Annotated in this window: 28 protein-coding genes and 1 pseudogene; 21 read left to right on the top strand and 8 right to left on the bottom strand. The window is 75.8% G+C overall.

The window, feature by feature from the left end; genetic code table 11:
- Nucleotides 1–255: 255 nt before the first annotated feature.
- Nucleotides 256–1050 carry an LON peptidase substrate-binding domain-containing protein gene (locus CNO22_RS14745; RefSeq protein WP_100500085.1) on the bottom strand — a complete coding sequence of 265 codons (795 nt, stop codon included), beginning with the start codon at nt 1048–1050 and terminating at the stop codon, nt 256–258.
- 107 nt (nt 1051–1157) lie between these two features.
- On the opposite strand from CNO22_RS14745, the gene hisD reads away from it, so the two are divergent.
- From hisD to CNO22_RS14725, 5 genes are all read left to right on the top strand, one after another.
- The gene (gene hisD, locus CNO22_RS14740; protein WP_100500084.1) at nt 1158–2462 is read left to right on the top strand and encodes a histidinol dehydrogenase; all 1305 of its coding nucleotides are present in this window, start codon (nt 1158–1160) and stop codon (nt 2460–2462) included.
- The gene (locus CNO22_RS14735; protein ID WP_100500083.1) at nt 2459–3580 is read left to right on the top strand and encodes a histidinol-phosphate transaminase; all 1122 of its coding nucleotides are present in this window, start codon (nt 2459–2461) and stop codon (nt 3578–3580) included. The genes hisD and CNO22_RS14735 overlap by 4 nt, the downstream gene beginning before the upstream one ends.
- A gap of 76 nt (nt 3581–3656) precedes the next feature.
- Nucleotides 3657–4253 carry an imidazoleglycerol-phosphate dehydratase HisB gene (gene hisB, locus CNO22_RS14730; protein WP_100500082.1) on the top strand — a complete coding sequence of 199 codons (597 nt, stop codon included), beginning with the start codon at nt 3657–3659 and terminating at the stop codon, nt 4251–4253.
- A gap of 17 nt (nt 4254–4270) precedes the next feature.
- A complete protein-coding gene (locus tag CNO22_RS27730; RefSeq protein WP_157936951.1) occupies nt 4271–4456 on the top strand; it encodes a hypothetical protein in 186 nt (61 codons plus the stop codon).
- Nucleotides 4453–4674: a hypothetical protein gene (locus tag CNO22_RS14725; protein WP_100500081.1), complete on the top strand. Its 222-nt coding sequence runs from the start codon at nt 4453–4455 to the stop codon at nt 4672–4674. Before CNO22_RS27730 ends, CNO22_RS14725 begins: the two co-directional genes overlap by 4 nt.
- Nucleotides 4675–4805: 131 nt before the next feature.
- Here CNO22_RS14725 and CNO22_RS14720 read toward each other — a convergent pair whose 3' ends face one another.
- A complete protein-coding gene (locus tag CNO22_RS14720) occupies nt 4806–6056 on the bottom strand; it encodes an HNH endonuclease signature motif containing protein (protein WP_408609701.1) in 1251 nt (416 codons plus the stop codon).
- 330 nt (nt 6057–6386) lie between these two features.
- On the opposite strand from CNO22_RS14720, the gene hisH reads away from it, so the two are divergent.
- A complete protein-coding gene (gene hisH / locus CNO22_RS14715) occupies nt 6387–7025 on the top strand; it encodes an imidazole glycerol phosphate synthase subunit HisH (protein ID WP_100500080.1) in 639 nt (212 codons plus the stop codon).
- Nucleotides 7026–7030: 5 nt separating this feature from the next.
- Here hisH and CNO22_RS14710 read toward each other — a convergent pair whose 3' ends face one another.
- From CNO22_RS14710 to CNO22_RS14695, 4 genes are read right to left on the bottom strand one after another with little or no spacing between them, the layout of a single operon-like run.
- Nucleotides 7031–8080 (bottom strand): molybdopterin-dependent oxidoreductase, encoded by a 1050-nt coding sequence (locus CNO22_RS14710; protein ID WP_100500079.1) that lies wholly within the window; start codon nt 8078–8080, stop codon nt 7031–7033.
- A gap of 14 nt (nt 8081–8094) precedes the next feature.
- Nucleotides 8095–8862, bottom strand: a complete 768-nt coding sequence (locus CNO22_RS14705; protein ID WP_100500078.1) for an SDR family NAD(P)-dependent oxidoreductase — start codon at nt 8860–8862, stop codon at nt 8095–8097.
- A gap of 28 nt (nt 8863–8890) precedes the next feature.
- Nucleotides 8891–9616: a TSUP family transporter gene (locus tag CNO22_RS14700; RefSeq protein ID WP_100500077.1), complete on the bottom strand. Its 726-nt coding sequence runs from the start codon at nt 9614–9616 to the stop codon at nt 8891–8893.
- Nucleotides 9613–10212 carry a nitroreductase family protein gene (locus CNO22_RS14695; RefSeq protein ID WP_100500076.1) on the bottom strand — a complete coding sequence of 200 codons (600 nt, stop codon included), beginning with the start codon at nt 10210–10212 and terminating at the stop codon, nt 9613–9615. The genes CNO22_RS14700 and CNO22_RS14695 overlap by 4 nt, the downstream gene beginning before the upstream one ends.
- Before the next feature lie 108 nt (nt 10213–10320).
- On the opposite strand from CNO22_RS14695, the gene priA reads away from it, so the two are divergent.
- From priA to CNO22_RS28365, 5 genes and pseudogenes are all read left to right on the top strand, one after another.
- Nucleotides 10321–11055: a bifunctional 1-(5-phosphoribosyl)-5-((5-phosphoribosylamino)methylideneamino)imidazole-4-carboxamide isomerase/phosphoribosylanthranilate isomerase PriA gene (gene priA / locus CNO22_RS14690; protein WP_100500075.1), complete on the top strand. Its 735-nt coding sequence runs from the start codon at nt 10321–10323 to the stop codon at nt 11053–11055.
- Complete coding sequence (locus tag CNO22_RS14685; RefSeq protein WP_100500074.1) at nt 11052–11444, top strand: RidA family protein; 393 nt, start codon at nt 11052–11054, stop codon at nt 11442–11444. The genes priA and CNO22_RS14685 overlap by 4 nt, the downstream gene beginning before the upstream one ends.
- Nucleotides 11441–12235: an imidazole glycerol phosphate synthase subunit HisF gene (gene hisF / locus CNO22_RS14680; RefSeq protein ID WP_100500073.1), complete on the top strand. Its 795-nt coding sequence runs from the start codon at nt 11441–11443 to the stop codon at nt 12233–12235. Before CNO22_RS14685 ends, hisF begins: the two co-directional genes overlap by 4 nt.
- A 128-nt stretch (nt 12236–12363) precedes the next feature.
- Nucleotides 12364–12824, top strand: a pseudogene (locus CNO22_RS28370) (FAD-binding oxidoreductase); the annotation flags it as partial.
- A gap of 153 nt (nt 12825–12977) precedes the next feature.
- On the top strand, nt 12978–13955 hold the full coding sequence (locus CNO22_RS28365; RefSeq protein WP_408609702.1) for a BBE domain-containing protein: 978 nt from the start codon (nt 12978–12980) through the stop codon (nt 13953–13955).
- 1 nt (nt 13956) lies between these two features.
- Here the strand turns inward: CNO22_RS28365 and CNO22_RS14670 are convergent, their stop codons facing one another.
- A complete protein-coding gene (locus CNO22_RS14670) occupies nt 13957–14592 on the bottom strand; it encodes a TIGR03085 family metal-binding protein (protein WP_100500072.1) in 636 nt (211 codons plus the stop codon).
- A gap of 103 nt (nt 14593–14695) precedes the next feature.
- Here CNO22_RS14670 and CNO22_RS14665 point away from each other — a divergent pair, with 103 nt between their 5' ends.
- From CNO22_RS14665 to trpC, 10 genes are all read left to right on the top strand, one after another.
- Nucleotides 14696–16471 carry an ABC transporter ATP-binding protein gene (locus CNO22_RS14665; RefSeq protein WP_232807044.1) on the top strand — a complete coding sequence of 592 codons (1776 nt, stop codon included), beginning with the start codon at nt 14696–14698 and terminating at the stop codon, nt 16469–16471.
- Nucleotides 16468–18297, top strand: a complete 1830-nt coding sequence (locus tag CNO22_RS14660; RefSeq protein ID WP_198588339.1) for an ABC transporter ATP-binding protein — start codon at nt 16468–16470, stop codon at nt 18295–18297. Before CNO22_RS14665 ends, CNO22_RS14660 begins: the two co-directional genes overlap by 4 nt.
- A 99-nt stretch (nt 18298–18396) precedes the next feature.
- A complete protein-coding gene (locus CNO22_RS14650) occupies nt 18397–18825 on the top strand; it encodes a hypothetical protein (protein WP_157936950.1) in 429 nt (142 codons plus the stop codon).
- Nucleotides 18826–18870: 45 nt separating this feature from the next.
- Nucleotides 18871–19377, top strand: coding sequence for a hypothetical protein (locus tag CNO22_RS14645; protein WP_108724376.1), 507 nt, complete (start codon nt 18871–18873; stop codon nt 19375–19377).
- 10 nt (nt 19378–19387) lie between these two features.
- A complete protein-coding gene (locus CNO22_RS14640) occupies nt 19388–21040 on the top strand; it encodes an FAD-binding dehydrogenase (RefSeq protein WP_100500068.1) in 1653 nt (550 codons plus the stop codon).
- Nucleotides 21041–21116: 76 nt separating this feature from the next.
- Nucleotides 21117–21761: a hypothetical protein gene (locus CNO22_RS14630; RefSeq protein WP_100500067.1), complete on the top strand. Its 645-nt coding sequence runs from the start codon at nt 21117–21119 to the stop codon at nt 21759–21761.
- Between the two features lie 36 nt (nt 21762–21797).
- Nucleotides 21798–22172, top strand: coding sequence for a phosphoribosyl-AMP cyclohydrolase (hisI, locus tag CNO22_RS14625; protein WP_100500066.1), 375 nt, complete (start codon nt 21798–21800; stop codon nt 22170–22172).
- On the top strand, nt 22159–23700 hold the full coding sequence (locus CNO22_RS14620) for an anthranilate synthase component I (RefSeq protein WP_100500065.1): 1542 nt from the start codon (nt 22159–22161) through the stop codon (nt 23698–23700). The genes hisI and CNO22_RS14620 overlap by 14 nt, the downstream gene beginning before the upstream one ends.
- A 16-nt stretch (nt 23701–23716) precedes the next feature.
- Complete coding sequence (locus CNO22_RS14615) at nt 23717–24325, top strand: Trp biosynthesis-associated membrane protein (RefSeq protein WP_232807042.1); 609 nt, start codon at nt 23717–23719, stop codon at nt 24323–24325.
- A gap of 178 nt (nt 24326–24503) precedes the next feature.
- The gene (trpC, locus tag CNO22_RS14610) at nt 24504–25313 is read left to right on the top strand and encodes an indole-3-glycerol phosphate synthase TrpC (protein WP_198588338.1); all 810 of its coding nucleotides are present in this window, start codon (nt 24504–24506) and stop codon (nt 25311–25313) included.
- 9 nt (nt 25314–25322) lie between these two features.
- On the opposite strand, the gene CNO22_RS29705 is transcribed toward trpC, so the two are convergent.
- A complete protein-coding gene (locus CNO22_RS29705; protein ID WP_269799600.1) occupies nt 25323–25451 on the bottom strand; it encodes a hypothetical protein in 129 nt (42 codons plus the stop codon).
- Between the last annotated feature and the right edge of the window lie 505 nt (nt 25452–25956).

Raw genomic sequence — 25956 nt, 5'->3', positions numbered from 1 at the left:
AGGTGTGTTTAAGAGGCAGCCTCAGGGCCCCGCCCGGCCCCGTCCCGGGCCCCGCCCTGTCCAGAGCTCGCCGCGGCCCCGTCCCGGGCAGGCCCCGTCCAGAGGCTCGCCGCGAGCCTGCGAGCGGTGAGGAGGACGGGGTCCTTCTTCGAAGGGTGGGGAGGACGGGGTCCTTTCACGGTGAGGAGGACGGGGTCCTGCCCCAGAGAGGTGGGAGGACGGGTCCTCCGAGGCGTGGGGGGAGGGGTGGTCCTCCTAGTTGACGCTGCGCGGTCCCGTGAAGCGCTGCAGCGGCGCGGGCACCGCGCCGATCGTCTCCAGCAGGGTCAGCTCGCGGCGCAGCAGCCGCGACTCGGTCTGCAGCCGCCGGCGGGTGGCCGACTCGGCCAGCAGCTCCTGCCGGTCCTCGGTGGTCAGCAGCGCCGCGGAGGCCACGAGGTGGGACAGCGCCCGCGGGTCGCCGGAGACGGCCTCGAGCAGGTCGCTGGTGTCGGCCTCCTCGCCGTCGACCTCCCCGGTGAGCGTGGCGACGGCGGTGACGTAGCGGGCGAACAGGTCGCCCACCCCGCGCACCAGCACCTCCATCGAGCCGCGTGCCACCTCCGACACCAGGTCCTCGTGCTCGGGGTCGACCGGCCACCCGGGCTCGGTCAGCCCCTCCTGGTCGCCGGCGGCCTCCTCGGCGGCCTCCTCCTCGGCCAGCCACTCGACCTCGGCCTGCAGGTAGGGCGGGTCCTCACCGACGACGAGGTCGAGAAGCCGGAAGCGGTCGCCGCCGACGGTGACGATGCGGAACCCGCCATCGGGCTGGGGGCTCACGGTCTGCAGCCGCGCGGTGCAGCCGACGTCGTAGAGAGCCTCCGCGGGGGCGACGTCCTCGACCTCCCAGCCCTGCCGGATGGCCACCACGCCGAAGCAGCGGGCAGCACCCTCCGGCAGCTCCAGCAGGTCGCGCACCAGCCGCCGGTAGCGCGGCTCGAAGACCTGCAGCGGCAGGACCACCCCGGGGAACAGTGGCGTCCCCAGCGGGAAGAGCGGGATGACGTCCACGGCAGGCGAGCCTACGGGTGGTCCGGACCCCGGACGGGCAGCGCGCCAGGGCGCCCGGCCCCGGCGGCTACCCTGGGGTGTTCCGTCCCCGCCCCGGAGGTCCGCCCGTGCTCGCCCGCATCGACCTGCGTGGATCCGCCCTGCCGGGGGTGCGTGAGCTCGCCGGCCTGCTGCCCCGCGCCGCCACCGACATCGACTCGGTGCTGGCCACGGTCCGGCCGCTGTGCGAGGACGTGCGGGTGCGCGGCGCCCAGGCCGTCCGCGAGATCACCGCCCGCCTCGACGGCGTCGACCTGGAGGACTTCGCGGTTCCGCAGCAGGCGATCGACGCCGCGCTCGCCGGCATCGACCCCGCCGTCCGCGCGGCCCTCGAGGAGGCCATCGCCCGCGTCCGGAAGGTGCACGCCGACCAGCGCCGCACCGACGTCACCACCGACGTCGTCCCCGGCGGCACCGTCACCGAGCGCTGGCTGCCGGTGCGCCGGGTCGGCCTGTACGTGCCCGGCGGGCTGGCGCCGCTGCTGTCCAGCGTCGTGATGAACGTCGTCCCCGCGCAGATCGCCGGGGTCGAGTCGATCGCGGTCGCCTCCCCGCCGCAGCGGGACCACGGCGGCCTGCCCGACCCCGGTGTGCTGGCCGCGTGCGCGCTGCTCGGCGTCTCCGAGGTCTACGCCGTCGGCGGGGCGCAGGCGATCGCCGTCTTCGGCTACGGCGCCGGCTCCTGCGAGCCGGTGGACATGGTCACCGGCCCCGGCAACGTGTACGTGACGGCGGCCAAGCGGCTGCTGCGCGGCCTCATCGGCATCGACTCCGAGGCCGGCCCGACCGAGGTGGCGATCCTCGCCGACGAGACCGCCGACCCGGTGCACGTCGCGGCCGACCTGATCAGCCAGGCCGAGCACGACCCGCTGGCCGGCGCGGTGCTGGTCACCGACAGCGAGGCGCTCGCCGACGCCGTCCTCGGGCTGGTCCCCGGGCAAGTCGCCGCGACCAAGCACTCCGACCGGATCACCACCGCGCTGGAGGGCAGCCAGTCGGGCATCGTCCTGGTGGACGACGTCGACGCGGGCCTGCGCGTGGTCGACGCCTACGCCGCCGAGCACCTGGAGATCCAGACCCGCAATGCCCGCGAGGTGGCGATGCGGGTGCGCAACGCCGGGGCGGTGTTCGTCGGCGCCTGGTCGCCGGTCTCGCTCGGCGACTACATCGCCGGCTCCAACCACGTGCTGCCCACCGGCGGGTGCGCGCGGCACTCCAGCGGCCTGTCGGTGCAGTCGTTCCTGCGCGGCATCCACCTGGTCGAGTACGACGAGCAGGCCCTCGCCGACGTCGCCGGGCACATCGACGCCCTGGCCGGCTCCGAGGACCTGCCGGCGCACGCGGCCGCCGTCCGGGCCCGGCAGCGCCCGTGACCAACCTCGACGAGCTCCCGCTGCGGCCGGAGCTGCGGGGCCGCACGCCCTACGGCGCCCCGCAGCTGCAGGTGAAGCACCGGCTCAACACCAACGAGAACCCGCACCCGCTGCCGCCGGAGCTGCTCGCCGACCTGGGGGAGGCGCTCGGGCATGCGGCGCTGGAGCTCAACCGCTACCCCGACCGGGACGCGCTCGCGCTGCGCCGAGACCTGGCCGCCTACCTCAGCCGCACCAGCGGGGAGACGGTCGAGCCGGCCCAGGTCTGGGCCGCCAACGGCTCCAACGAGGTGCTCCAGCAGGTCCTGCAGGCCTTCGGTGGGGCCGGGCGGACGGCGCTGGGCTTCACGCCGTCCTACTCGATGCACCCGATCATCTCGGCCGGCACCGGCACCGCCTGGGTCGACGGGCACCGCCGCGAGGACTTCAGCATCGACGCCGCGCATGCCGCCGCGCAGGTGCGCGAGGTCCGCCCCGACGTCGTCTTCGTGACCAGTCCGAACAACCCGACCGGCACCGCCGTCGCGCTGGAGACGATCGCGGCGATCTACGACGCCACCTCCTACGGCCACGGGCGGGCCGGCGTGGTCGTCGTCGACGAGGCCTACACCGAGTTCGCCCGCACCGGCACCCGCTCGGCGCTCACCCTGCTGCCCGGCCGCCTCCGGCTGCTGGTGAGCCGCACGATGAGCAAGGCGTTCGGGATGGCGGGCCTGCGGCTGGGCTACCTGGCCGCCGACCCCGCCGTCGTCGACTCGCTGCAGCTGGTCCGGCTGCCCTACCACCTGTCGTCGCTGACCCAGGCGGCCGCGCGGACGGCGCTGGCGCACACCGACGCGCTGCTGGCCACGGTCGACGCGGTCCGGGCCGAGCGGGACCGGATCGTCGCCGCACTGCCGGGCCTGGGGCTGACCAGCGTCCCCAGCGACGCCAACTTCGTCCTGTTCGGGCACTTCGCCGACGCCCCCGCCGTGTGGCGGGCGCTGCTGGAGCGCGACGTCCTGGTGCGGGACGTCGGCCTGCCCGGGTGGCTGCGGGTGACCGCCGGCACCACCGAGGAGACCGATGCTTTCCTCACCGCGTTGGGTGAGGTCGTCCGCGAGCAAGGTGCCGCCTGATGGACGCTGGCTGGCAGACGTCACGGACCGCCCTGGGTGAGGTGGTCGCCGACCTGCACCTGGGAGGATCGACGGCATGAGCCGCACCGCACGCGTCGAGCGCGAGACCAGCGAGACCAAGCTCGTCGTCGAGCTGGACCTCGACGGCACCGGCACGAGCTCGATCAGCACCGGGGTCGGGTTCTACGACCACATGCTGACCGCGCTGTCCAAGCACAGCGGCATCGACCTCACCGTGCAGGCCGACGGCGACCTGCACATCGACGCCCACCACACCGTGGAGGACGTCGCCATCGCCCTGGGCCAGGCGTTCGCGCAGGCGCTGGGGGACAAGAAGGGCATCACCCGCTACGGCGACGCGACGATCCCGATGGACGAGGTGCTCGCCCAGGCCGCCGTCGACCTCTCCGGCCGGCCGTACTTCGTGCACGCCGAGCCCGAGAACATGACGCCGATGATCGGGCCGGACTACCCGACGTCGCTCACCAAGCACGTGCTCGAGTCCTTCGCGTTCAACGCGCGGATCAGCCTGCACGTGCGGGTGCTCTACGCCGGCCGCGACGCCCACCACATCGCCGAGGGCCAGTTCAAGGCGCTCGCGCGGGCGCTGCGGACCGCCGTCGCGATCGACCCGCGGGTCACCGACGTCCCCTCCACCAAGGGCGCGCTGTAGTCCATGACAGTGCTCCGGTGCCTCACGTGACCTTCGCCGTCATGCTGCTGCTCGTCGGCGGTTTCCTGCTCGGCGGTGCGTGGAGCATCTGGAAGGCCGACCACGACACCAAGGGGCGCACCGGCCCGCAGGTCGCCTTCGCCGTCGTCCTGCTGATCGCCGCGGTGCTGGCCACGGCGGCGGGCGTCCTCCGGCTGGTGTGAGCCCCGAGGCGCGCTCCCGCGGGGACCTGCACGCCGACCCGTCGGCGTCCGTGGTTCTCAAGCGCGCCCCGGCACTCGGCGTGGGGGACTGGTGGCGCACCGCGCCCCGACAGGTGCGGCCCCGCCTCACGGCACGTCTGCGGGTCAAGGCGGCCCGCTTGACCAGCATCTGGTCCGACCTCACCGTGCTGCCCTGGCACGAGGGCGCGCTGCGGTAGTGGCGGCCGCGTCTGCCTCCTCACCGCCGGTGCGCCGACGCACGGGCAGCCGGCAGCCGACCGGTGCCCGTGGGTGGGCGTCGGTCGGCTACCGGCCGGGTGACGGCCCGGAGTGGGCGGTGGGTGTCGGGTCAGGCGGCGGTGGCCAGGGGTGGTCCAGTGCGGCCCGGTCCGATGAGGATCTCGGTGCCGTCGGGTCGCCAGGTGCGCCATCGTCCGTCGGGTTGTCGCTCGACGCGGAACCCGTGGTGGACCTTGGTGTGGTGCCGTTCGCAGAGGAGAGCGGCGTTGTCCAGGTCGGTGGCGCCGCCGTCGATCCAGGCCAGCAGATGGTGCACGTCGCACCACCAGGTCGGGGCGGCGCAGCCGGTGAACACGCAGCCGCCGTCGCGCACCTCCGCGGCGCGGCGGACGTGCGGGGGGAACAGGCGCACGGTGCGGCCGTGGTCCAGCGGCATGCCGTCGGGGTCCATGACGATGCGGGTGATGTTCCCGTCGCAGGCCAGCCAGCGGGCGCGGGCGGCGGAGATCGTGGCGCCGAACCCCATGTCGGCCGCACCGCGGCCGGTGGCGGGGTCGACCAGGTCCTCGGCGTCGATCTTCACGATGACCTGGGGCTTGTGCCCGCGCAGGATCGGCAGGCTGCCGGCGGCCAACTGGTTGTCGCACAGCTGCACCAGCGCGTCGGCGGACTGCTGGGCGCGGCTGCGCTCGTCCCCGGCGCCGCGGCCGGCCTGGACCAGGGACTCCAGCGCGGCCTGCAGCTTCTCCCCGCCCACGGCGTCCAGGTCGAAGCGGCCGGTGATCGACCCGTCGCCGTGCCTGGTGATCACCAGCCGGCGGCCCTCGGTGGGATCCGGCTCCGGTCCGTCCTCGTCCAGCCGGTCCAGATAGTGGTGCACCGCCTTCGCGGTGTCGGCGTGCGGCGCGGTCACGGCCACGCCGGTCAGCAGCGCGTCCACCACGCCGAGGTCCACGTCCTGCTCGGCCGCGGCGGCCAGGTGCTCGGGTTCGGCGACCCGGCCGATCACCGCCGCCTGCCCGCCCGTGACCTCGTCGGCGGCGAACGCGGCGGCCATCGCCGGCAGGTGCTCCAGCGCCCGGCCGGTGCGCACCACCCGCGCCGCCTCACGGGCCGACAGGTGCCCGTGCCCGCACAGCCACGAGCCCATGGACTTCAGCCCGTCGCCCGCCGCCGCACCGGACACCTCGCACTCGCGCACGGTACGGGCGATCTCGGCGGCCAGCCGGTTCTGCGCGGCCAGCAGCGGCCGCAGCCGCTCCAGCAGCGCCGGGCCGAACAACGGCGCCAGGTCCTCGGCGGCCAGGGCGTCGAGAGAGGCCATCAGCTCGTCCACGACACCTCCCACCGGCTCGATCACCTGTTCGAACTCTAACGGATCCGCACGCGCTGGACAATCCGAATTCGCAGGTCAAAAGCTTGTCCACAGATCCGCGACAGGACTTGACGCGGCCGGGAAGCAGCGGGTCAGGCGAGGAGAGACACCAGACCGGTTGCGATCAGCGAGACGACGGCGAGGGCGAGCAGCATGCGGATGGCCCGGCGCCTACCCGACGGGTTGTCCCTGAGTCCGGCGGGGGACATCGGTCGTCCTCGGACCGCTCCGTCGGACCCTCGTCGTGCGACGTCCGCCACCCCACCTGCGGGAATCCCGTCGGCCGCACGACCGCTCCCACGTACCGTGGCAACCGTGAAGAAGGTCGTCGTCCTGGACTACGGCTCGGGCAACCTCCGCTCGGCCGAACGCGCACTGACCCGCGTCGGTGCCGACGTCACGGTGACCGCCGACCCGCACGCCGCCCTGGAGGCGGACGGCCTCGTCGTCCCCGGGGTCGGCGCCTTCGCCGCGTGCATGGCGGGCCTGAAGGCCGTCGACGGGCCGCGCGTTATCGGCCGCCGGCTGGCCGGCGGCCGGCCGGTGCTGGGCGTCTGCGTGGGCATGCAGGTGCTCTTCGAGCGGGGCGTCGAGCACGGTCAGGACGCCGAAGGCTGCGGCGAGTGGCCCGGCGTGGTCGAGCAGCTGCAGGCGCCGGTGCTGCCGCACATGGGCTGGAACACCGTGCAGGCGCCGGAGAAGACGGTGCTGTTCGACGGGCTCGCGGACCAGCGCTTCTACTTCGTCCACTCCTACGGGGTGCGGAACTTCCCGCTGGGTTCCGAGGGGGTGCCGTCCCCGCTGGCCGCGCCGCTCGTGACCTGGGCCGAGCACGGCGACCGGTTCATCGCCGGTGTGGAGAACGGCGCGCTTTCGGCCACCCAGTTCCACCCCGAGAAGTCCGGGGACGCCGGCGCCCACCTGCTCACCAACTGGCTGCAGACCCTGAGCTGACCGCTTCACTGCAGCGGGAACGGCGACTGCAGCCACCACGGGGCGTCGACCACCTCGACGCGCGCCACCCACTTCACCCACCAGAAGCCCCGTCGTCCCGGCGCGACCAGCCGCACCGGCGCGCCGTGTCCCGGGGCGAGCGGCCGGCCGGCCGCGTGCGTGGCCAGCAGCAACCCGCCCGCGTCGGACAGCGGCAGCCGGCGCCGGAACCCGGTGACCGAGACGACGTCCACGCTGCCATCGGCCGGCAGCTGGCCGTCCAGGTGCTCGGTGAGCAGTCGGTCCAGCCGCACCCCGCGCCAGTCCTGGACGGCGTACCAGCCGCCGGTGCAGTCGAGGACGGCGCGGACGACATCCCCGCGGTCGAGGTCGGTCACCGGCACCTGCACCCGCCGCCCGGCGGCCACCAGCGACAGCGTGGCCGAGGCAGCGTCGGGCACCACATCGGAGATCCACTGGGTGACCGGCATGGCCGCCGGGTCGTCGGTGCCGCGCTCGAACGAGCCGGTGGCCCGGCGCTCGGCTCCCGGTGCGCCGGTCAGCCGCAGCAGCCCCTCGCCGGCGCCCCACAGCGCCGCCGCACCGGCCCCCAGCGCGCCGGCCCGCAGCAGCCCGCGTCGGTCCAGGTCGGTGGCCCGCGGCCGCTGCCGCCGTCCCCACGCGTGGACGACGAGCAGGGCGCCGGTGGCCACGCCGAGGGCGACGTGGACGTGCAGCACCGGGACGCCGGCCGTCCAGGACCACGGCCCGGTGACGCCCACCGCGTGCAGGACGCCGGTGAGCAGCGTCAGGAGCGTGGCGACGCCGAGCGAGACGCCCCCGGAGCCCCGTGTGTCGGGAGGACGGCGCCAGGCCCGCCGGACGACCACGGCCTTCCACGGCACGAGCAGCAGCAGCCCGAGCCCCGCCGCCCCGTGCGCCGCCACGACCAGCCGCGCCGGGCCGGGCGCCCCGACGGCGAAGGCCAGCACGCCGCTGCCGCCGGCGACCACGAGCAGCGCGAGCAGGCCTACGTTGGTGCGCCGGCCCGCCCGGCGGGGCGACGTCAGGGCCACGCACCGAGTGTGCGTCAGCTGCGCAGGTAGGAGGCCCCGTTGACGTCGATGATCGTCCCGGTGGAGAACCTCGCCTCCGGCGAGGCGAGCCACAGCACCGCGGAGGCGACCTCCTCCGGCCGGGCCACCCGGCCGTAGGGCGACTGCGCGCGGACGACGTCCCCGCCCGGGCCGTCGAGCACCTCGCGGGCCATCTCGGTCTGCACGAACCCCGGCGCCACGGTGCCGACCGAGATGCCGTGCGGGGCCAGCGCGATCGCCATCGACTGGCCGAAGGCGTTGAGCCCGGCCTTCGACGCGCCGTAGGCCGGGGTGTCGGGCTCGCCGCGGAACGCGCCGCGGCTCGAGACGTTCACGACCGCGCCGCCACCGGCGGCGACCAGGTGCGGCACCGCGCGGAAGGTGGCGTTGGCCGCGCCGAGCAGGTTGACCGACAGCGTCCGCGACCACGCCGCCTGCCACTCCTCGTAGGAGACCGACAGCGGCGGGTGGGCGGTGAACACCCCGGCGTTGTTGACCAGCACGTCGAGCCCGCCCAGCGCGGCGGCGGCCTCGTCGACCATCCGGCCCACCGCCTCGGCGTCGGCCAGGTCGGCCTGCACCAGCACGTGCCCGTCGCCGGGCAGCTCGGCCAGGACCTGCTCGGCGCGCTCCCGGGAGGCGCCCCAGTGCACCGCGACACGGTCGCCCGCGGCGGCGAAGGCGTGTGCGATCGCCCGGCCGATGCCGCGGGAGCCCCCGGTCACGAGGACGGCGCGGGAGGCAGAGGAGACGCTGGTCACGAGCAGGCAGTCAACCAGCGCCGGCCGGTCACAGCTCGAGCAGTCCGCGCACCACGGCGGCGGACCCGCCGGCCAGCGCCACGGCGATCACCACCTGCAGCCCGCGACGCGGCGGCAGGCGGCGGCCCACGACCTCGCCGGCGGCCAGGCCGGCCACGAGCGCCACCCCGCTCACGACCCACGCGAGGGGGCCGACGGACGGCAGGCCCTTGGCCGTCAACGACGCCGCGTTCACCACCAGCAGCGTCGCCTGTGCCGTGGGGATGAACACCGGCAGCGGCCAGCGGCGCGACACGGCGTAGGCGGTCACCATCGGGCCCCCGACCCCGGCCGTGGCGTTCATGAACCCCGAGAGCGCCCCGGCCACGAGCGCCGACCCGCGGCCCGGCAGCAGCTGCCGCCCGCGGCCCACGACCACCACCAGGACGGCGACGAGGGACAGTCCCCCGACGGCGATCAGCAGCGGCCCCTCGGGGAGGCTGCGCACCACGAGCACGCCGAGCGGGACCGCCAGCAGCGCCGGGACGGCCAGCAGCGCCACCTCCCGCCACCGGGCCTGCCGCCAGGTGCGGGCGAGCACCATCGCGCACAGCGCCCCCGACAGCGCGTTGCTCAGCGACACCCCGTCGGTCGGACCGCTCACCAGCACGAGGAACGGGGCGGCCACCAGCGCGAAGCCGAGCCCGGTCGCCCGCTGGGTACCCGCGCCCAGCAGGACGGCGGCACCGAGCAGGACGGTCTCGAGCCCGCTCACCAGCGGCCGCGGTGGACGACCTCGTCGACGCCGCGCCGGCCCCGGCGGAGGGACGGCGACCGGCGGTCCTCCGCGCCCGGGTAGCCGACCGAGACGACGCCGACCGGACGGTGGGTCGCCGGGACGCCGAACGCCGCCCCGAAGGCGTCCACCCGCTCCGGCGGGACGCCGAAGAAGCAGGCGCCCAGCCCCTCGTCGACGGCGGTCAGCAGCATCAGCAGCGCGGCCATGCCGGCGTCGACGTCCCAGTAGGGGACCGGCCAGCGGGCCTCGTCGCGGTCGGTCCAGCCCTTGTCCGGCTCGGCGTACCGTTCGAGGTAGGCCGCCTTCGACGACAGCGGCACCACCAGCAGCGGCGCCCGCCGCATCCGGGTCAGCCAGCCGTCCGGCGCGCCGGGCGACGTCGTCACCGACCAGAACAGGTCGCGGTCGGCGGCGTCCTCCAGCACCAGGAACGCCCAGCCCTGGGTGAACCCGGCCGACGGCGCGCGCAGCGCGTGCGCGAGCAGCCGCTCGCGCACCTCGGGCGGCACCGGCCGGTCGGGGTCGTAGTCGCGCACCATGCGCCGCCGGCGGACGACGTCAGCGAACTCCACGCCGCCACCCTGTCACCCGGCGGGAACACCGCTGCGGTCACGGACGCACCGGGGTGGCGTCCTGCCGGTGACGCGGGCCACCGGCACGGGGTCCCTAGGCTGGGGAGCGTGCCAAAGCTGCAGCTGCTCCCCGCCGTCGACGTCGCCGACGGCCAGGCCGTCCGCCTCGTGCAGGGGGAGGCCGGCAGCGAGACCTCCTACGGCGACCCGCTGGAGGCCGCCCTGCAGTGGCAGCGGGACGGCGCGGAGTGGGTGCACCTGGTCGACCTCGACGCCGCCTTCGGCCGGGGCAGCAACCGCGAGCTGCTGGCCCGCGTGGTCGGCGAGCTTGACGTCGACGTCGAGCTGTCCGGCGGCATCCGGGACGACGAGTCGCTGGCCGCGGCCCTGGCCACCGGCTGCCGCCGCGTCAACCTCGGCACCGCGGCGCTGGAGTCGCCCGAGTGGTGCGCCCGCGCCATCGCCGAGCACGGCGACCGGATCGCCGTGGGCCTCGACGTCCGCGGCACCCGGCTGGCCGCCCGCGGCTGGACCCGCGAGGGCGGTGAGCTCTACGAGACCCTCGCCCGCCTCGACGCCGAGGGCTGCGCCCGCTACGTGGTCACCGACATCACCAAGGACGGCACGCTGCGCGGCCCCAACCTCGACCTGCTGAGCGAGGTCTGCGCCGCGACACCGCGCCCGGTGGTCGCCTCGGGCGGGGTCAGTTCGCTCGACGACATCCGCGCGCTGGCCGGCCTGACCCCGGTGGGCGTCGAGGGCGCGATCGTCGGCAAGGCGCTCTACGCCGGGGCGTTCACGCTGCCGGAGGCGCTGCGGGTGACCGAGGAGCTGGCCTCATGAGCGTCGTCCGGTTCGGCTCGGACGCGCCCTGGGAGGCGGTCGTCGGGTACAGCCGCGTCGTCGTCCACGGCGACATGGCCTGGGTCAGCGGCACCACGGCCACCGTCGACGGCGCCGTCGTCCACCCGGGGGACGCTGGGGCGCAGACCCGGCAGGCGCTGGTCCTCGTCGGCGAGGCGCTGGAGCGGGCCGGGTTCACCCTCGCCGACGTCGTCCGCACCCGGCTGTTCGTCACCGACATCTCCCGCTGGGAGGAGGTCGGCCGCGCCCACGGTGAGGTCTTCCGCGACATCCGGCCGGCCACCTCGATGGTGCAGGTCGCCGCGCTCATCGACCCGGCCATGCTGGTCGAGGTCGAGGCCGACGCGGTCCGGAGGGTGCCGGCATGAGCCTCGCGGTCCGTGTCATCCCGTGCCTGGACGTCGACGCCGGCCGGGTGGTCAAGGGCGTCAACTTCGTCGACCTGCGCGACGCCGGCGACCCGGTGGAGATGGCCCGCGTCTACGACGCCGAGGGCGCCGACGAGCTGACCTTCCTCGACATCACCGCCAGCTCCGGCGACCGCGAGACGACCTACGACGTCGTCCGCCGGACGGCGGAGAGCGTGTTCATCCCGCTCACCGTCGGCGGCGGGGTGCGCTCGGTGACCGACGTCGACAAGCTGCTGCGGGCCGGCGCGGACAAGGTGGCGGTGAACACCGCCGCCGTGGCCCGGCCGGAGCTGATCAGCGAGATCAGCGACCGCTTCGGCAACCAGGTGCTGGTGCTCTCCCTGGACGCCCGCCGGTGCCAGGACGGCGCGGTCACCGACTCCGGCTTCGAGATCACCACGCACGGCGGGCGGCGCGGCACCGGCCGGGACGCCGTGGAGTGGGTGGTGCAGGCCGCCGAGCTCGGCGTCGGCGAGGTGTTGCTGAACTCGATGGACGCCGACGGCACCGAGGCCGGCTTCGACCTGGAGCTGATCCGCGCGGTGCGCCGCGAGGTCACCGTGCCGGTCATCGCCAGCGGCGGCGCGGGGGAGACCGCGCACTTCCCGCCCGCGGTCGAGGCCGGCGCCGACGCGGTGCTCGCCGCGACGGTCTTCCACTTCGGCAAGCTGCGCATCGGCGACGTCAAGGCCGCCCTCGGCGACGCCGGCGTCCCCATCCGTCGGGAGATCGACCACCCGCTGCCGTAGCGGACACCGCGGACGTGCACCCGGGCACTCCACGCGGTGACGGCCACCCGGGCCGGAGGACCAAGGTCCGCCCCCGCGGTCGCGGTCCGGTGCGAACATCGCCGCCCCTCTCCTCGCAGGAGGCAGCGATGGCCACGCCCACCGTGCAGTCCGGCATCCGCGGTTTCCGGGGGGAGGTGCTGCGCCCTGGCGACCCCGGCTACGACGACGCCCGCCGCGTCTTCAACGGCATGGTCGACCGCTCGCCCGCCCTGATCGCCCGGTGCACCGGCACCGAGGACGTGGTGGCCGCGGTGGGGCACGCGCGCGACGCCGGCCTGCCGCTGGCCGTGCACGGCGCCGGGCACGGTGTCGTCGGCCACGCGGTCCGCGACGCCGGGCTGATGCTCGACCTGCGGCCGATGAACCGTGTGCAGGTGCAGGTGCAGGTGGGGTCGGTGCGCGCGGAGGGCGGCGCCACGTGGGGGCAGTTCGACGCGGCCACCCAGGAGCACGGGCTGGCCGTGACCGGCGGGCGGTGTCCTCCACCGGGGTCGGTGGGCTGGCGCTCGGCAGCGGCAGCGGCTGGCTCGAGCGCAGGCTCGGCTACACGTGCGACAGCCTGACCGGCGCCCAGGTCGTGACGGCGGCCGGCGAGGTGCTCGAGGTGGACGCGGACCACGAACCCGACCTGTTCTGGGCGCTGCGCGGTGGCGGCGGCAACTTCGGCGTGGTCACCCGGTTCGACTTCCGCGCCCACCGGATGGGCCCGGTGCTCCTCGGCGGCATGCTCCTGTACCCGCACGAGGCCGCCGTCGACGTCGTCCGGCACTACCGCGAGTTCATGGCGGAGGCGCCGGACGAGGTCAACGGCGCGGCGGCCTTCATCTCCGCCCCGCCGGAGCCGTTCGTGCCCGAGCCGGTGCGGGGCCGCCCCGTCGTGGGACTGGTCGTCGTCTACGCCGGTGACGTCGAGGAGGGGCGGTCGGTCCTGCGGCCGCTGCTCGAGTACGGCTCACCGATGGTGTCGATGGTGCAGCCGATGCCCTACACGGCGATCCAGCAGATGCTGGACCTGGCCTGCCCGCGGGGCATGCGCAACTGGTGGACGGCGGACTTCCTGCGGGACCTCCCCGACGAGGCGATCACGGGGATCGCCGAGCGCAGCGGCCGCGTCCCCTCGCCGCTGACCCAGGTGATCCTCGCGCCCGGCGGCGGAGCGCTGTCGCGGGTGCCGCGCGAGGCCACGGCCTTCGACCTGCGGGACGCGCCGTGGAACGTCCACTTCCTGAGCATGTGGCCCGACCCGGCCGACGACGAGCGGAACATCGCCTGGACCCGTGAGCTGGCCGCGTCGGTGAAGCCCCACGCCGCGGCCGGGGCCTACCTGAACTTCCTGGGCGACGAGGGCACCGACCGGGTCCGCGCCGCGTTCGGGCCGGAGAAGTACGCGCGCCTGGTGGCGCTCAAGGACCGGTACGACCCTCACAACCTGTTCTGCCTCAACCAGAACATCGCCTGGACCCGTGAGCTGGCCGCGTCGGTGAAGCCCCACGCCGCGGCCGGGGCCTACCTGAACTTCCTGGGCGACGAGGGCACCGACCGGGTCCGCGCCGCGTTCGGGCCGGAGAAGTACGCGCGCCTGGTGGCGCTCAAGGACCGGTACGACCCTCACAACCTGTTCTGCCTCAACCAGAACATCGCCCCGTCCGGGCAGCTGCCGCGGCCACGCGCGGGCTGACTCACCGTCCTGCGGTGGAGACGTCGACGCGGGCGGCGTCCCGGCGCCCGCTGGCCCACAGCAGCAGCTCGAGCGGCTCGCCCTCGACCACCGTCTCCGGCGTCCCGCTGCCGTAGCGCCGCGCCACCCCCGGCGCGTCGCTGCGGCGCAGCACCAGCGTCCCCGGCACCCGGCCGGCGGCGAGCCGGCCGAAGAAGACGACGGTGCCCCAGAGCCGGTCCTGCGCCTCGCGCGGGAGCGCGCGCGGCGCCCAGCCCGGCTGGGCGCGGCGGACGTCCTCGTGGTGGATGGCGTACTCGGCGGTGTCGACCACCGCGGCCACCGGCGGCCACGCGGCCGGCAGCCACCGCGGCGGCCCGGAGCGCACGCGGGCGACCAGGTCGGCGTAGCGGGTGGTGCCGCGCCGGCGGTCCTCCGCGCGGTGCGACCAGGCGGCCAGCGGCCGGCCGATCCGGGTGGACTCGAGGGCGTAGCCCGGCGTGGTGTCCGGACGGCGGTCCCGGGTGACGAGGTGCGCGGCCAGGTGCGCCGTCGTCCAGCCCTCGCAGCAGGTGGGCGCGTCGGGCCCCAGTTCCTCGAGGAGGTCGGCGAGCGCCGCCCGCTCGCGCTCGGCCAGCGGCCGGGAAGAGGAGGTCACCGGCGGGGGTTACCGACGGGGCGGCGCCCGGAAACAGCGGGCGATCACTTAGCCCGTCTAAGTACAGTCGCAGGCGCCGCCCGCACGACACCCGAGGAGACCCGTGCCCCGCCGCCGAGACGCCGTCGTGCGGCGAGGGATGCGCCACGTCGGGCGCGCGATCGTCGAGCAGCCGGGCATGTTCACGCTGGCCTTCCTGGCCAGCAGCCTCTACGGCGGCATGACCGTCGCCAGCGCCTACGTGCTCGGCGAGGTCACCGACCGCGTCGTCCTCCCCGCCCTGGACGACGGCGTCACCTCCGCGGGCGCGCTCACCCTGACGGGGGCCGCCATCCTCGGGGTCGCCGTCCTGAAGATCCTCGGCATCCTCGGCCGGCGGCTGTTCGCCGGCGTCATGAGCTACCGGCTGCAGGCCCAGTACCGCCGCCGGGTCACCGGCCAGTACCTGCGGCTGCCGCTGTCCTGGCACCAGCGCCACCCGACCGGGCAGCTGCTGTCCAACGCCAACTCCGACGTCGAGGCCGCCTGGTTCTTCGTCGCGCCGCTGCCCTTCGCCTGCGGCGCGGTGGTGATGATCGGCATCACCGTGGCCGCGCTCGTGGCCACCGACCCGTGGCTGGCGCTGGTCGGCCTGGTCGTCTTCCCGCTGGTGTTCGTGGTCAACGCCGTCTACTCGCAGGCGATGAGCCCGCGGATGCGGCGGGCCCAGCAGCTGCGCGCCGAGGTCAGCGAGATCGCCCACGAGAGCTTCGACGCCGCCCTGGTCGTGAAGACCCTCGGCCGGGAGGACGTCGAGACCCGCCGGTTCACCGAGCGCGCCGACGAGCTGCGCGACGGGCTGGTCGCCGTCGGCCGGGTGCGCGGGCTGTTCGACCCGCTGATGGAGGCGCTGCCCGCCCTCGGCACGCTGGCCGTGCTGCTCATCGGCGCCTCCCGGGTCGCCGACGGCGCCACCGACGCCGGCGACCTGGTCTCCATCGCCTACCTGTTCACGCTGCTCGCCCTGCCGATCCGGGCGATCGGCTGGGTGCTGGCCGACCTGCCGCGGGCCCTGGCCGGCTTCGACCGGGTGACGCCGGTGCTCGACGCGACCGGCGAGACGCCGCACGGCAGCGAACTCGCCGTGACCGCCACCGGCGGCGCAGGGCTGGGCGTGCGGGCGGTCGACTACGGCTTCGAGGGGGCGGCGCGGCCCACGCTGTCGGGCGTCACCTTCGACGTCCCGCCCGGCAGCACGGTCGCCGTCGTCGGGCCCACCGGCTCGGGCAAGTCGACGCTGGCCGGGTTGCTGGTCCGGCTGGTCGACCCGGGCACCGGCGAGGTGCTGCTCGACGGGGTGAACCTGCGCGCGCTGCGCGAGGGCGAGGTCAGCGCGCAGGCGGCGTTCGTCCCCCAGGGCACCTTCCTCTTCGACGACACCGTGCGCGGCAACGTCACCCTCGGCGCCGACGTCCCCGACGACGAGGTGTGGGCGGCGCTGCGGGTCGCCGCCGTGGACGACGTCGTGCGCCGGCTGCCCGAGGGCCTGGACACCCGGGTCGGCGAGCGCGGCGCGACGCTGTCGGGCGGGCAGCGGCAGCGGATCGCGCTGGCCCGTGCGGTGGTCCGCCGGCCGCGCCTGCTGGTGCTCGACGACGCGACCAGCGCCGTCGACCCCGCCGTCGAGGCGCGCATCCTCGACGCCCTGCGCGACGCGGAGCGCCCCTCGACCGTCGTCGTGGTCGCCTACCGGCAGGCCACCATCGCGCTGGCCGACGAGGTCGTGTGGCTCGAGGGCGGCCGGGTGCTCGCCCGGGGCAGCCACGAGCAGCTGCTGGCCGAGGTGCCCGGCTATGCGGCGCTGGTGCGGGCCTACGCGCAGCCGGAGGTGGCGGCGTGAGCGCGGCGTTGGTCGAGCACCGGAACGAGGGCGCGTTCGCGACCCTCCGGCGGGGCCTGCGGCTGATGCCGGAGTTCCGCCGCGGCCTGCCGGCCACCTTCGCGCTCGCCCTGGTCGCCACCGCCGGGCGGGTGGTCGTCCCAATCGCCGTCCAGCAGGTCATCGACCGCGGCCTGGCCGGTCCCGGCGGCCCGGACCTGGACCTGGTCCGGAACGTCGTGCTGGCCTGTGCCGTCGTCGTGGTGCTGACCGTCGTCGCGGTCTACCGGATGAACGTGCGGCTGTTCCGGACGACGGAGACCGCGCTGGCCGGCCTGCGCGCGCGGGCCTTCCGGCACGTGCACGACCTCTCGGTGCTGCACCAGCAGGGCCAGCGCCGCGGCTCGCTGGTCTCGCGCGTCACCAGCGACGTCGACCAGCTCTCCACCTTCATGCAGTGGGGCGGCGTCCTCGGCGTGGTCAGCCTCGGGCAGCTGCTCGTGGCCACCGTCGTCATGGCGGTCTACTCCTGGCAGCTGACCCTCGTCGTGCTGCTGTGCTTCGTGCCGCTGGCGATCGCCGTCCGGTTCTTCGCCGCGCGGCTCGCCGTCGTCTACGGCGTCGTGCGCGAGCGGGTCGGCGACGTGCTGGCCGCGGTGTCGGAGTCCGTCGTCGGCGCCCCGACCGTGCGGGCCTACGGCATCCGCGAGCGCACCGCCGCCCGCCTCGACCGCGCCATCCACCGGCACTACCGGGCGCAGGTCCGTGCGCAGCGGACCACGGCGGCGGTGTTCGTGAGCGGCGAGTTCGTCGCCGCCGTCGCCAACGTCGCGGTGGTCGTCGTCGGCGTCCTGCTCGGCCTGGACGGCGACCTGACCCCCGGCACCCTGATCGCGTTCCTCTTCCTCGTCACGCTCTTCGTGGCGCCGGTGCAGACCGCCAGCGAGGTGCTCAACGAGGCGCAGAACGCGATCGCCGGGTTCCGCCGGGTGCTCGACGTGCTGGAGACCGAACCCGACGTGCGCGACCCCGCCGTGGCGGACCCGGCGACGGCGCGGGAGCTGCCGCACACGCCGCTGGGGGTCCGGTTCGAGCACGTGACCTTCCGCTATGCGCCGGGCGCGCGGCCCGCTCTGGAGGACGTCGACCTGCGGATCGCGCCGCGCCGCCGCGTCGCCATCGTGGGGGAGACCGGATCGGGCAAGACGACGTTCGCCAAGCTCGTCACCCGCCTGATGGACCCCACCGCGGGCCGCGTGCTGCTCGGCGACGACGACGCCGGGTGGGTGCCGCTGGACCGGGTCGCGTTCACCTCGCTGCGGCAGCGGGTCGTGATGGTGCCGCAGGACGGCTTCCTCTTCGACGCGACCGTCGCCGACAACGTGCGCTACGGCCGGCCCGGGCTCTCCGACGACGACGTGCGCACCGCCCTCGAGGAGCTGGGTCTGGGCGACTGGGTGGCCGGGCTGGCCGACGGCGTCGCCACGCGGGTCGGCCAGCGCGGGGAGTCGCTGTCGGCGGGGGAGCGGCAGCTGGTCGCCGTCGCCCGCGCCTACGTCGCCGACCCCGACCTGCTCGTCCTCGACGAGGCCACCAGCGCCGTCGACCCGGCCACCGAGCGCCGGCTGACGCACGCCCTGGACCGGCTCACCGACGGCCGGACGACGCTGACCATCGCCCACCGCCTCTCCACCGCCGAGCGGGCCGACGAGGTGCTCGTCGTCGACGCCGGCCGGGTGGTGCAGCGCGGGTCGCACGCCGAGCTGGTGGACGCCGAGGGTCCCTACGCGCGGCTGCACGCCTCCTGGCGCCGGTCGTCCGCAGGGGAGCCGACTCCCGCGGCCTGACCGCGGCGCCGGCGGGTCCGGGCACACGGCGCCGCCACCTCCGCGGCGTCGTGCGCGAGGGGGACGTCGGGGGGTCCCCGCGCCCCTAACCTGCGGAGGATGACGACCTCCGCCCCCAGCGCACCGCCGGACGCGCGCATGCCGCCGCCGGCCGTCCTCGCCGCGGCACTCGGCATGATCGGCGCCATCCCGACGGGCTTCCTCGCGCTCATGGCCGTGGCGCTCGGCGGGCTCTCCGCCGACGCCGGCCCCGACCCGTGGACCTACCTGCTGGTCGTCGCGCCGCTGGTGCAGGTGTGCGCCGCGATCTGGCTGCTGGCCCGCCGTGGCTGGCTCCCGACGGTGCTCGCCGTCGTCCCGGTCGCGCTGCTGGCCGGTGCGGTCGTCTGGGCGGCCACCGGCACCGAGGACGCCGGCAACCCCGGCCTGCCGCTGCTGCTCCTGGTCGCCCCGGTGCTCGCCGCCGTCCTGGCGGCGACCCCGCGGGTGCGCCGCTGGGTGGCCGGACGGCAGCGCCACACTCGCTGACTCTCGTCCAGCCGGCGCGCAGGCGGCCGACCTACGCTGCCGGCCATGGCCTCGTCCTCCTCCCGCAGCCGGGCGGCCGCGCGTCGCTCGCCGCGGGCGGCGCCCCGGCCGCAGCACCCCCCTCCCGCGCCGACCGGGCGGCCGGTGCTCGTGCCCTTCGCGGCCGTCTTCGGCGTCCTCGTCGCCGCGGAGTACCTGTGGTTGGCCTGGCTGCTGCGCGACCCCGAGGTGGGGACGCCCTGGTTCGTCGTCGCCCCGGCGGTGCTCGCCGTGCTGACCCTGGCCGGTGCGGCGCTGCTCGTCCTCGGGCGGGCGCGGGCCTGGGTGCTGCTGACCGCGGTCAGCGCCGTCCTGGTGCTCTGCCTGCTGGGGACGGCCGTGCTGTTCGGCGCGCTCGGCCTCGGTGCGGTGGTCGGTCAGGCGCTGCTGCTGCTCGTCGGGCCGCTCGGCTGTCTGGTGCTCGTCGCGCGCCGCCCGGTCCGGGAGTGGACCCGCCCCGCACGGGCGACGCGACCGCCTGACCAGGGCTGCCGGACGCAGCGCACCCGCTAGCGTCCACTCCGTGATCGACACCGACGTCGTCGTGGTGGGGGCGGGGCTGGCCGGGCTGGTCGCCGCCGCGGAGCTGGCCGACGCGGGCACGCGCGTGGTGCTGCTCGACCAGGAGCCCGAGCAGTCCCTCGGCGGGCAGGCCTGGTGGTCCTTCGGTGGGCTGTTCCTCGTCGACTCGCCCGAGCAGCGGCGGCTGCGGGTGCGCGACTCGCTCGAGCTGGCCCGGCAGGACTGGTTCGGCACCGCCTCCTTCGACCGCGACGAGGACCACTGGCCGCGCCAGTGGGCCGAGGCCTACCTGCAGTTCGCCGCGGGGGAGAAGCGGGCGTGGCTGCGCGAGCAGGGCATCAGGTTCTTCCCCGTGGTCGGCTGGGCCGAGCGTGGCGGCTACACCGCCACCGGCCACGGCAACTCGGTGCCGCGCTTCCACATCGTCTGGGGCACCGGGCCGGCCATCGTCGAGGCCTTCGCCCGCCGCGTGCGGGCCGCCGCCGACCGCGGCGTGCTGCAGCTGCTGTCCCGGCACCGCGTCGACGAGCTGGTCGTCAGCGGCGGCGCGGTCACCGGCGTCCGCGGGACCGTCCTGGAGCCCAGCGACGTCGCCCGCGGCGAGGCCAGCTCCCGCACCGCGGCCGGCGAGTTCGAGGTGGCAGCAGCGGCCGTCGTCGTCACCTCCGGCGGCATCGGCGGCAACCAGGACCTGGTGCGGCAGAACTGGCCCGCCCGCCTCGGCCCGGTGCCGCAGCGGCTGCTCTCCGGCGTCCCCGCGCACGTCGACGGGCGGATGCTGCAGGCCACCGAGGCCGCCGGCGCGAACGTGATCAACCGCGACCGGATGTGGCACTACACCGAGGGCATCGCCCACCACTCACCGGTCTGGGAGCGGCACGGCATCCGGATCCTGCCCGGGCCGTCGTCGCTGTGGCTGGACGCGACCGGCAAGCGGCTGCCGGTGCCGCTGTTCCCCGGCTTCGACACCCTCGGCACGCTCGCGCACATCGGGCAGACCGGGTACGAGCACACCTGGTTCGTCGCCACGCACAAGATCGTGGAGAAGGAGTTCGCGCTGTCGGGCTCCGAGCAGAACCCCGACCTCACCGGCAAGGACGTCAAGCTGCTGCTGAACCGGGCCCGCGCCGGCGTCGCCGCCCCGGTGCAGGCCTTCCTCGACGAGGGGGAGGACTTCGTCGTCGCCCGCACCCTGCCCGAGCTGGTCGCCGGGATGAACCGGGTCACCGGCAGCACTCCCGAGCTGCGGCTGGCCGACGTGGAACGCGAGGTCGTCGCCCGCGACCGCGAGGTCGCCCACCCCTTCACCAAGGACCTGCAGGTCACCGCCATCCGCGGCGCGCGCAGCTACCTCGGCGACAAGCTCATCCGGGTGGCGCCGCCGCACCGGCTGCTCGACCCCGAGGCCGGGCCGCTGGTCGCCGTCCGCCTCAACCTGGTCACCCGCAAGACGCTCGGCGGGCTGGAGACCGACCTCTCCGGCCGGGTGCTGCGGCCCGGGGGCGCGGTCTTCCCCGGCCTCTACGCCGCCGGTGAGGTGGCGGGCTTCGGCGGGGGCGGGATGCACGGCTACCGCTCGCTGGAGGGCACCTTCCTCGGCGGCTGCCTGTTCTCCGGCCGGGTGGCCGGGCGCGCGCTGGCAGCCGCCCTGTGAGCGGACAGGGGCGTGAGCATCGCAGCGAGGAACGAGCGAGGAGCGGAGCGCCCCGCGGGAGCGAACGGATGACGCTGTGACGGGCGCGGTCCCGAACCCCTGGTCCGACCCGGCGACGGAGACCCAGCCGGGCGCCCCCTACGCCGGGCCGCCGCCGACGACGATGCCGTCCTGGACCTCTCCCGGCTGGCCGCCGCCGACCCCGTACGGGACGGCGTGGCCGCAGCCCTGGCCGCCGCTCCCCAGTCGTCCACAGCGGCCCGGGCAGGTGGTCGCCGCCGCGGTGCTCGCCTTCGTGCAGGCCGCCGCGGTGGCCCTGGCGACCGCCTACGTCCAGCTGCTGGGGACGGTCTTCTCCATGGCCGCGGACCAGCCCGGCTTCCCGGCCGACGGGGCGGCCCTGGCCGCCGAGGCCGGCGTGCTCGCCGTCGTGCAGCTGGTCTCGGTGGTGCTGCTGGTCACCGCCGGGATCCTGGCGCTCGCCACCCGTCGCACCCTGGCCCGCTGGACGCTCGTGGCCGCGTCCGCCCTGCAGCTGGCGCTGGCCGCCTACTGGGCGGTGCGCCTGCTCACCGCGTTCGACTCGGGGACGGGCGTGCTGCTGCTTCTGGGCGTCAGCTTCGCCGCCGCGCCGGCCGTCGCGCTGGGGCTGGCCGTCAGCCGTCCCGCGCAGGCCTGGTTCGCCGGCGTCCCCGACGGGGGGACGACGCCGCACCGGTGACCCGGCCGGTCGGCGGCGGGTGGGACGATCGGGTGCATGTCCGCAGTCCCCGCCGCCGAGGCCGCCCTGGACCCCGCGGTCGCCGCCCTGCTGCGCCGCGACCCCGCCGGGCTGGTCGCCGCCGTCGTCCAGCAGCACGACACCGGCGAGGTGCTCATGGTCGCCTGGATGGACGACGAGGCGCTGCGCCGCACCCTCACCACCGGCCGGGCCACCTACTGGTCGCGCAGCCGGCGGGAGTACTGGGTGAAGGGGGAGACCTCCGGGCACCGCCAGTGGGTCCGCGACGTCCGCCTGGACTGCGACGGCGACGCGCTGCTGGTCCTGGTCGACCAGGAGGGCCCGGCCTGCCACACCGGCGAGCGCTCCTGCTTCCACCGCGAGCTGGAGGTCACCCGTGCGGCTCGGTGAGACCACCCCGACGCGGGGAGCGTTCGCGGCCCTTGACCGGGCGGGTGGGTCCGGAGTCATGGTCCCGGTCACCCGGCGGCTGCTCGCCGACGGCGAGACCGCGGTCGGCATCTACCGCAAGCTCGCCGGCAACCGGCCGGGCACGGTGCTGCTGGAGTCGGCCGAGCAGGGCAAGCAGTGGAGCCGGTACAGCTTCGTCGGCGTCCGCAGCGCCGGGGTGCTGACCGAGCGGGACGGCGCCGCGCTGTGGCTGGGGGAGGAGCTGCCCGGCCTCACCGACGACCTGCCGACCGACCCGCTGGCCGCCGTCCGCACGCTGGCCCGCCGGCTGCGCTCGCCGCGCCGCCCCGACCTGCCCCGGCTGACCGGCGGCCTGGTCGGCTACCTGGGCTACGACGTCGTCCGGCGGCTGGAGCGGCTGCCGGTCACCAGCGTCGACGACCTCGGCATGCCGGAGCTCGCGCTGATGCTGGTCACCGACCTGGCGGTGCTCGACCACACCGACGGCACGGTGCTGCTCATCGCAAACGCGTTCGCGGGGGCGGCCGGGGGCGGGGGAGCAGGGCAGCGCGCCGGCGGCTACGACGACGCGGTGACCCGGCTCGACGCGATGGCCGCCGACCTGGCCAAGGCCGCGCCGCCCGGGGTGGCCACCTTCGCCACGACCGCGCCGCCGGAGGTGCAGAGCAACATGGCACCCGGCGTCTTCGAGGACGGCGTGGAGCGCGTGCGCGAGCACATCCGCGCCGGTGACGCCTTCCAGGTGGTCCTCGCGCAGCGCTTCGAGGTGCCCACCGACGTGGAGGCACTGGACCTCTACCGGGTGCTGCGGGCGACCAACCCCTCGCCGTACATGTACCTGCTGCGCTTCGCCGGGCAGGAGTCGCCCTTCGACGTCGTCGGCTCCTCGCCGGAGGCGCTGGTCACCGTGACCGGCAGCTCGGCCGTCGTCCACCCGCCGGCCGGCACCCGCCCGCGCGGTGCGACCGAGGAGGAGGACCTGCGGCTGGCCGAGGGCCTGCTCGCCGACCCCAAGGAGCGCGCCGAGCACGTGATGCTGGTCGACCTGGCGCGCAACGACCTGGGCCGGGTGTGCGTGCCCGGCACGGTCGAGGTGCCCGACTTCATGCGCGTCGAGTACTACAGCCACGTCATGCACCTGGTCTCGACCGTCTCGGGCGAGGTCAGCCCGGACCGCGACGCCCTCGACGTCTTCGACGCGACCTTCCCCGCCGGCACCGTCTCCGGGGCGCCCAAGCCGAGCGCGATGGCGATCATCGAGTCACTGGAGCCCACCCGGCGGGCGCTGTACGCCGGCACCGTCGGCTACGTCGACGCCAGCGGCGACCTCGACATGGCCATCGCCATCCGGACGGCGGTGCTGCACCAGGGCCGCGCCTACGTGCAGGCCGGTGCCGGCGTCGTCGCCGACAGCGACCCGGCCACCGAGGAGGCCGAGACCCGGCACAAGGCGCGCGCGGTGCTCTCGGCGATCGCGACGGCGGAGGGGATGCGGGAGCTCCCGTGAGCGGACCGTGGACACCGTGAGCGACCGCCGCGAGCTGGCCGCGGCCGTCGTCGGGCTGGCCGCGGCCGGTGGCCTGGCGCTGTCCACCGGCGGCCAGACCTGGCTCACCGCGACCGTCACGCGGCCGCAGCCGCTGCCGCCGGTCACCGAGCAGCTCACCGGCTCGGCGCTCGCGCCGCTGGTCCCGGCCGGCGGGCTGGTGCTGCTGGCGGCCGCGGTGGCGCTGGTCGCCGTCCGGGGTGCCGGCCGGGTGCTGGTCGGGCTGCTGGCCGCCGTCGCCGGGGGAGTGCTGGGCTGGTCGGGCCTGCGCGCCCTGGGAACCGACGGGGCCGCCGCGGTGGCGGGGGTGGTCGGCAGCGGGACGCCGGGCAGCACGGTCACGACCGCGGTCTCCGCGGCCTGGCCGGTGCTCGCCCTCGTCGCCGGGCTGCTCGCCGTGGCGGCGGGCCTGCTCACCGTGCTGCGCGGCCGCACCTGGCCGGGCATGGGACGCCGGTACGAGCGCTCGACCGCCGTGGCTGCCACCCCCGCCCGCCGGCCGACCGACGAGGACCGCGCGCTCGATGCCTGGCGGGCGCTGGACCGCGGCGAGGACCCCACCGAGGGGACGGTAGAACAGCGCTGAGTACCCGGGACCACCCGGTCCACACCCCCGTCCGGGGAGTGCGACCGCCCCCGCGGGCAGCGCGGCGGTCCACCGCCTCTAGAGTGGGTCCACGGATCGGGGCCCGTGTCGGGGCCGCGCCCGGTGGGTGGTTCTCGTGGCCCGGTGGGCGGTTGACGAGCAGCAGCGGGGAGGACTCGTGTCCGTGCTCGACGAGATCGTCGCCGGCGTCCGTGAGGACCTGGCGGCCCGCGAGGCGACCACTCCGCTGGCGGAGGTCAAGGCCGCCGCGCAGGACGCCCGCCCGCCCCTCGACGCCCTCGCGGCGCTGCGCGCGCCCGGTGTCGGCGTCATCGCCGAGGTGAAGCGGCAGAGCCCGTCCAAGGGAGCGCTCGCCGACATCCCCGACCCCGCGGTGCTGGCCCGGCAGTACGCCGACGGCGGCGCCCGGGTGATCAGCGTGCTCACCGAGCGGCGCCGCTTCGGGGGCGGCCAGGCCGACCTCGCCGCCGTCCGCGCGGCCGTCGACGTCCCGGTGCTCTGCAAGGACTTCGTCGTCACCAGCTACCAGGTGCACGAGGCGCGCGCCCACGGCGCGGACGTCGTGCTGCTGATCGTCGCCGCGCTGGAGCAGAACGCGCTGGTCGGCCTGCTGGAGCGGGTGGAGTCGCTGGGCATGACCGCGCTGGTCGAGGTGCACACCGAGGCCGAGGCCGACCGGGCGCTGTCCGCCGGCGCCGCGGTGATCGGCGTCAACGCCCGCGACCTGACCACGCTGCAGGTCGACCGCTCCACCTTCGAGCGGATTGCCCCCGGACTGCCCTCGGAGGTCGTCAAGGTCGCCGAGTCCGGCGTCCGGGGCCCGCACGACCTCATCTCCTACGCGGCGGCCGGTGCCGACGCCGTCCTCGTCGGCGAGGGCCTGGTCACCGCCGGCGACGCCCGGCAGGCGGTCGCCGACCTGGTCACGGCGGGCGCGCACCCGGCCACCCCGCACACCCCCCGCTGAGCGGTCCGCTCAGGCAGGGTCGCCCAGCTCGGCGCGGGTGACCAGCGAGGTCACCCGGCCCAGCCGCGCCCGGACGGCGTCGGGCAGCTCGTCGACGACCAGCGCCAGCCCGAGCAGCTCGGCGCCCTGCCGCCGCACGAGCTCCGCGGCCGCCTCGGCCTGGCTGCCGCGCTCGGCCCAGTCGTCGACCAGCAGCCCCCGGTCCCCGGGGCCCAGGACGGCGGGCAGGCGCAGCTCGTGCCGGACCCCGCGGGTGGTCAGGTGCCGCGGTGGCCGTGACCTTGGGGCCGGGCAGCCGGGCGGCGCCCTTGCGGACCGGGGGGAACCCGGCGCCGAGCGCGACGGCGGCCGGGGCGCCGACCGCGAAGCCCCGGGCCTCGAGCCCGGCCACGTGCGTCACGCCGGCGTCGGCCCACGGGGCGGCCAGCCCGGCGACCACCGCGGCGAGGGCCTGCGGGTCGGCGAGGACGGCCCAGACGTGGGCGTGCCCGTCGACCCACCGGAGGCGCTCCAGCACCGCCCGCCGCCCGTCGTCCGCGTTCCCCACCACCCCGCGAGGTCAGGTCCGAGCGACTCCCGCGCCGTTGCCCCCGCTCCCGCGCCGGTGCAACGGCGCGGGAGCCGTCCCTTATACACATCTCCC

Source organism: Geodermatophilus chilensis, from assembly GCF_002802985.1.
In the GTDB taxonomy this organism is placed as follows: domain Bacteria; phylum Actinomycetota; class Actinomycetes; order Mycobacteriales; family Geodermatophilaceae; genus Geodermatophilus; species Geodermatophilus chilensis.
The sequence above is the reverse complement of the archived record's forward strand: the minus strand, read 5'-3'. Positions and strand labels throughout refer to the sequence as shown.

Coding starts and splice junctions, on each gene's coding strand:
- hisB (WP_100500082.1), top strand. CDS start 3,657: ATGAGCCGCACCGCACGCGTCGAGCGCGAGACCAGCGAGACCAAGCTC.
- CNO22_RS14685 (WP_100500074.1), top strand. CDS start 11,052: ATGAGCGTCGTCCGGTTCGGCTCGGACGCGCCCTGGGAGGCGGTCGTC.
- hisF (WP_100500073.1), top strand. CDS start 11,441: ATGAGCCTCGCGGTCCGTGTCATCCCGTGCCTGGACGTCGACGCCGGC.
- CNO22_RS28365 (WP_408609702.1), top strand. CDS start 12,978: ATGGGCCCGGTGCTCCTCGGCGGCATGCTCCTGTACCCGCACGAGGCC.
- CNO22_RS14650 (WP_157936950.1), top strand. CDS start 18,397: ATGACGACCTCCGCCCCCAGCGCACCGCCGGACGCGCGCATGCCGCCG.
- CNO22_RS14645 (WP_108724376.1), top strand. CDS start 18,871: ATGGCCTCGTCCTCCTCCCGCAGCCGGGCGGCCGCGCGTCGCTCGCCG.
- hisI (WP_100500066.1), top strand. CDS start 21,798: ATGTCCGCAGTCCCCGCCGCCGAGGCCGCCCTGGACCCCGCGGTCGCC.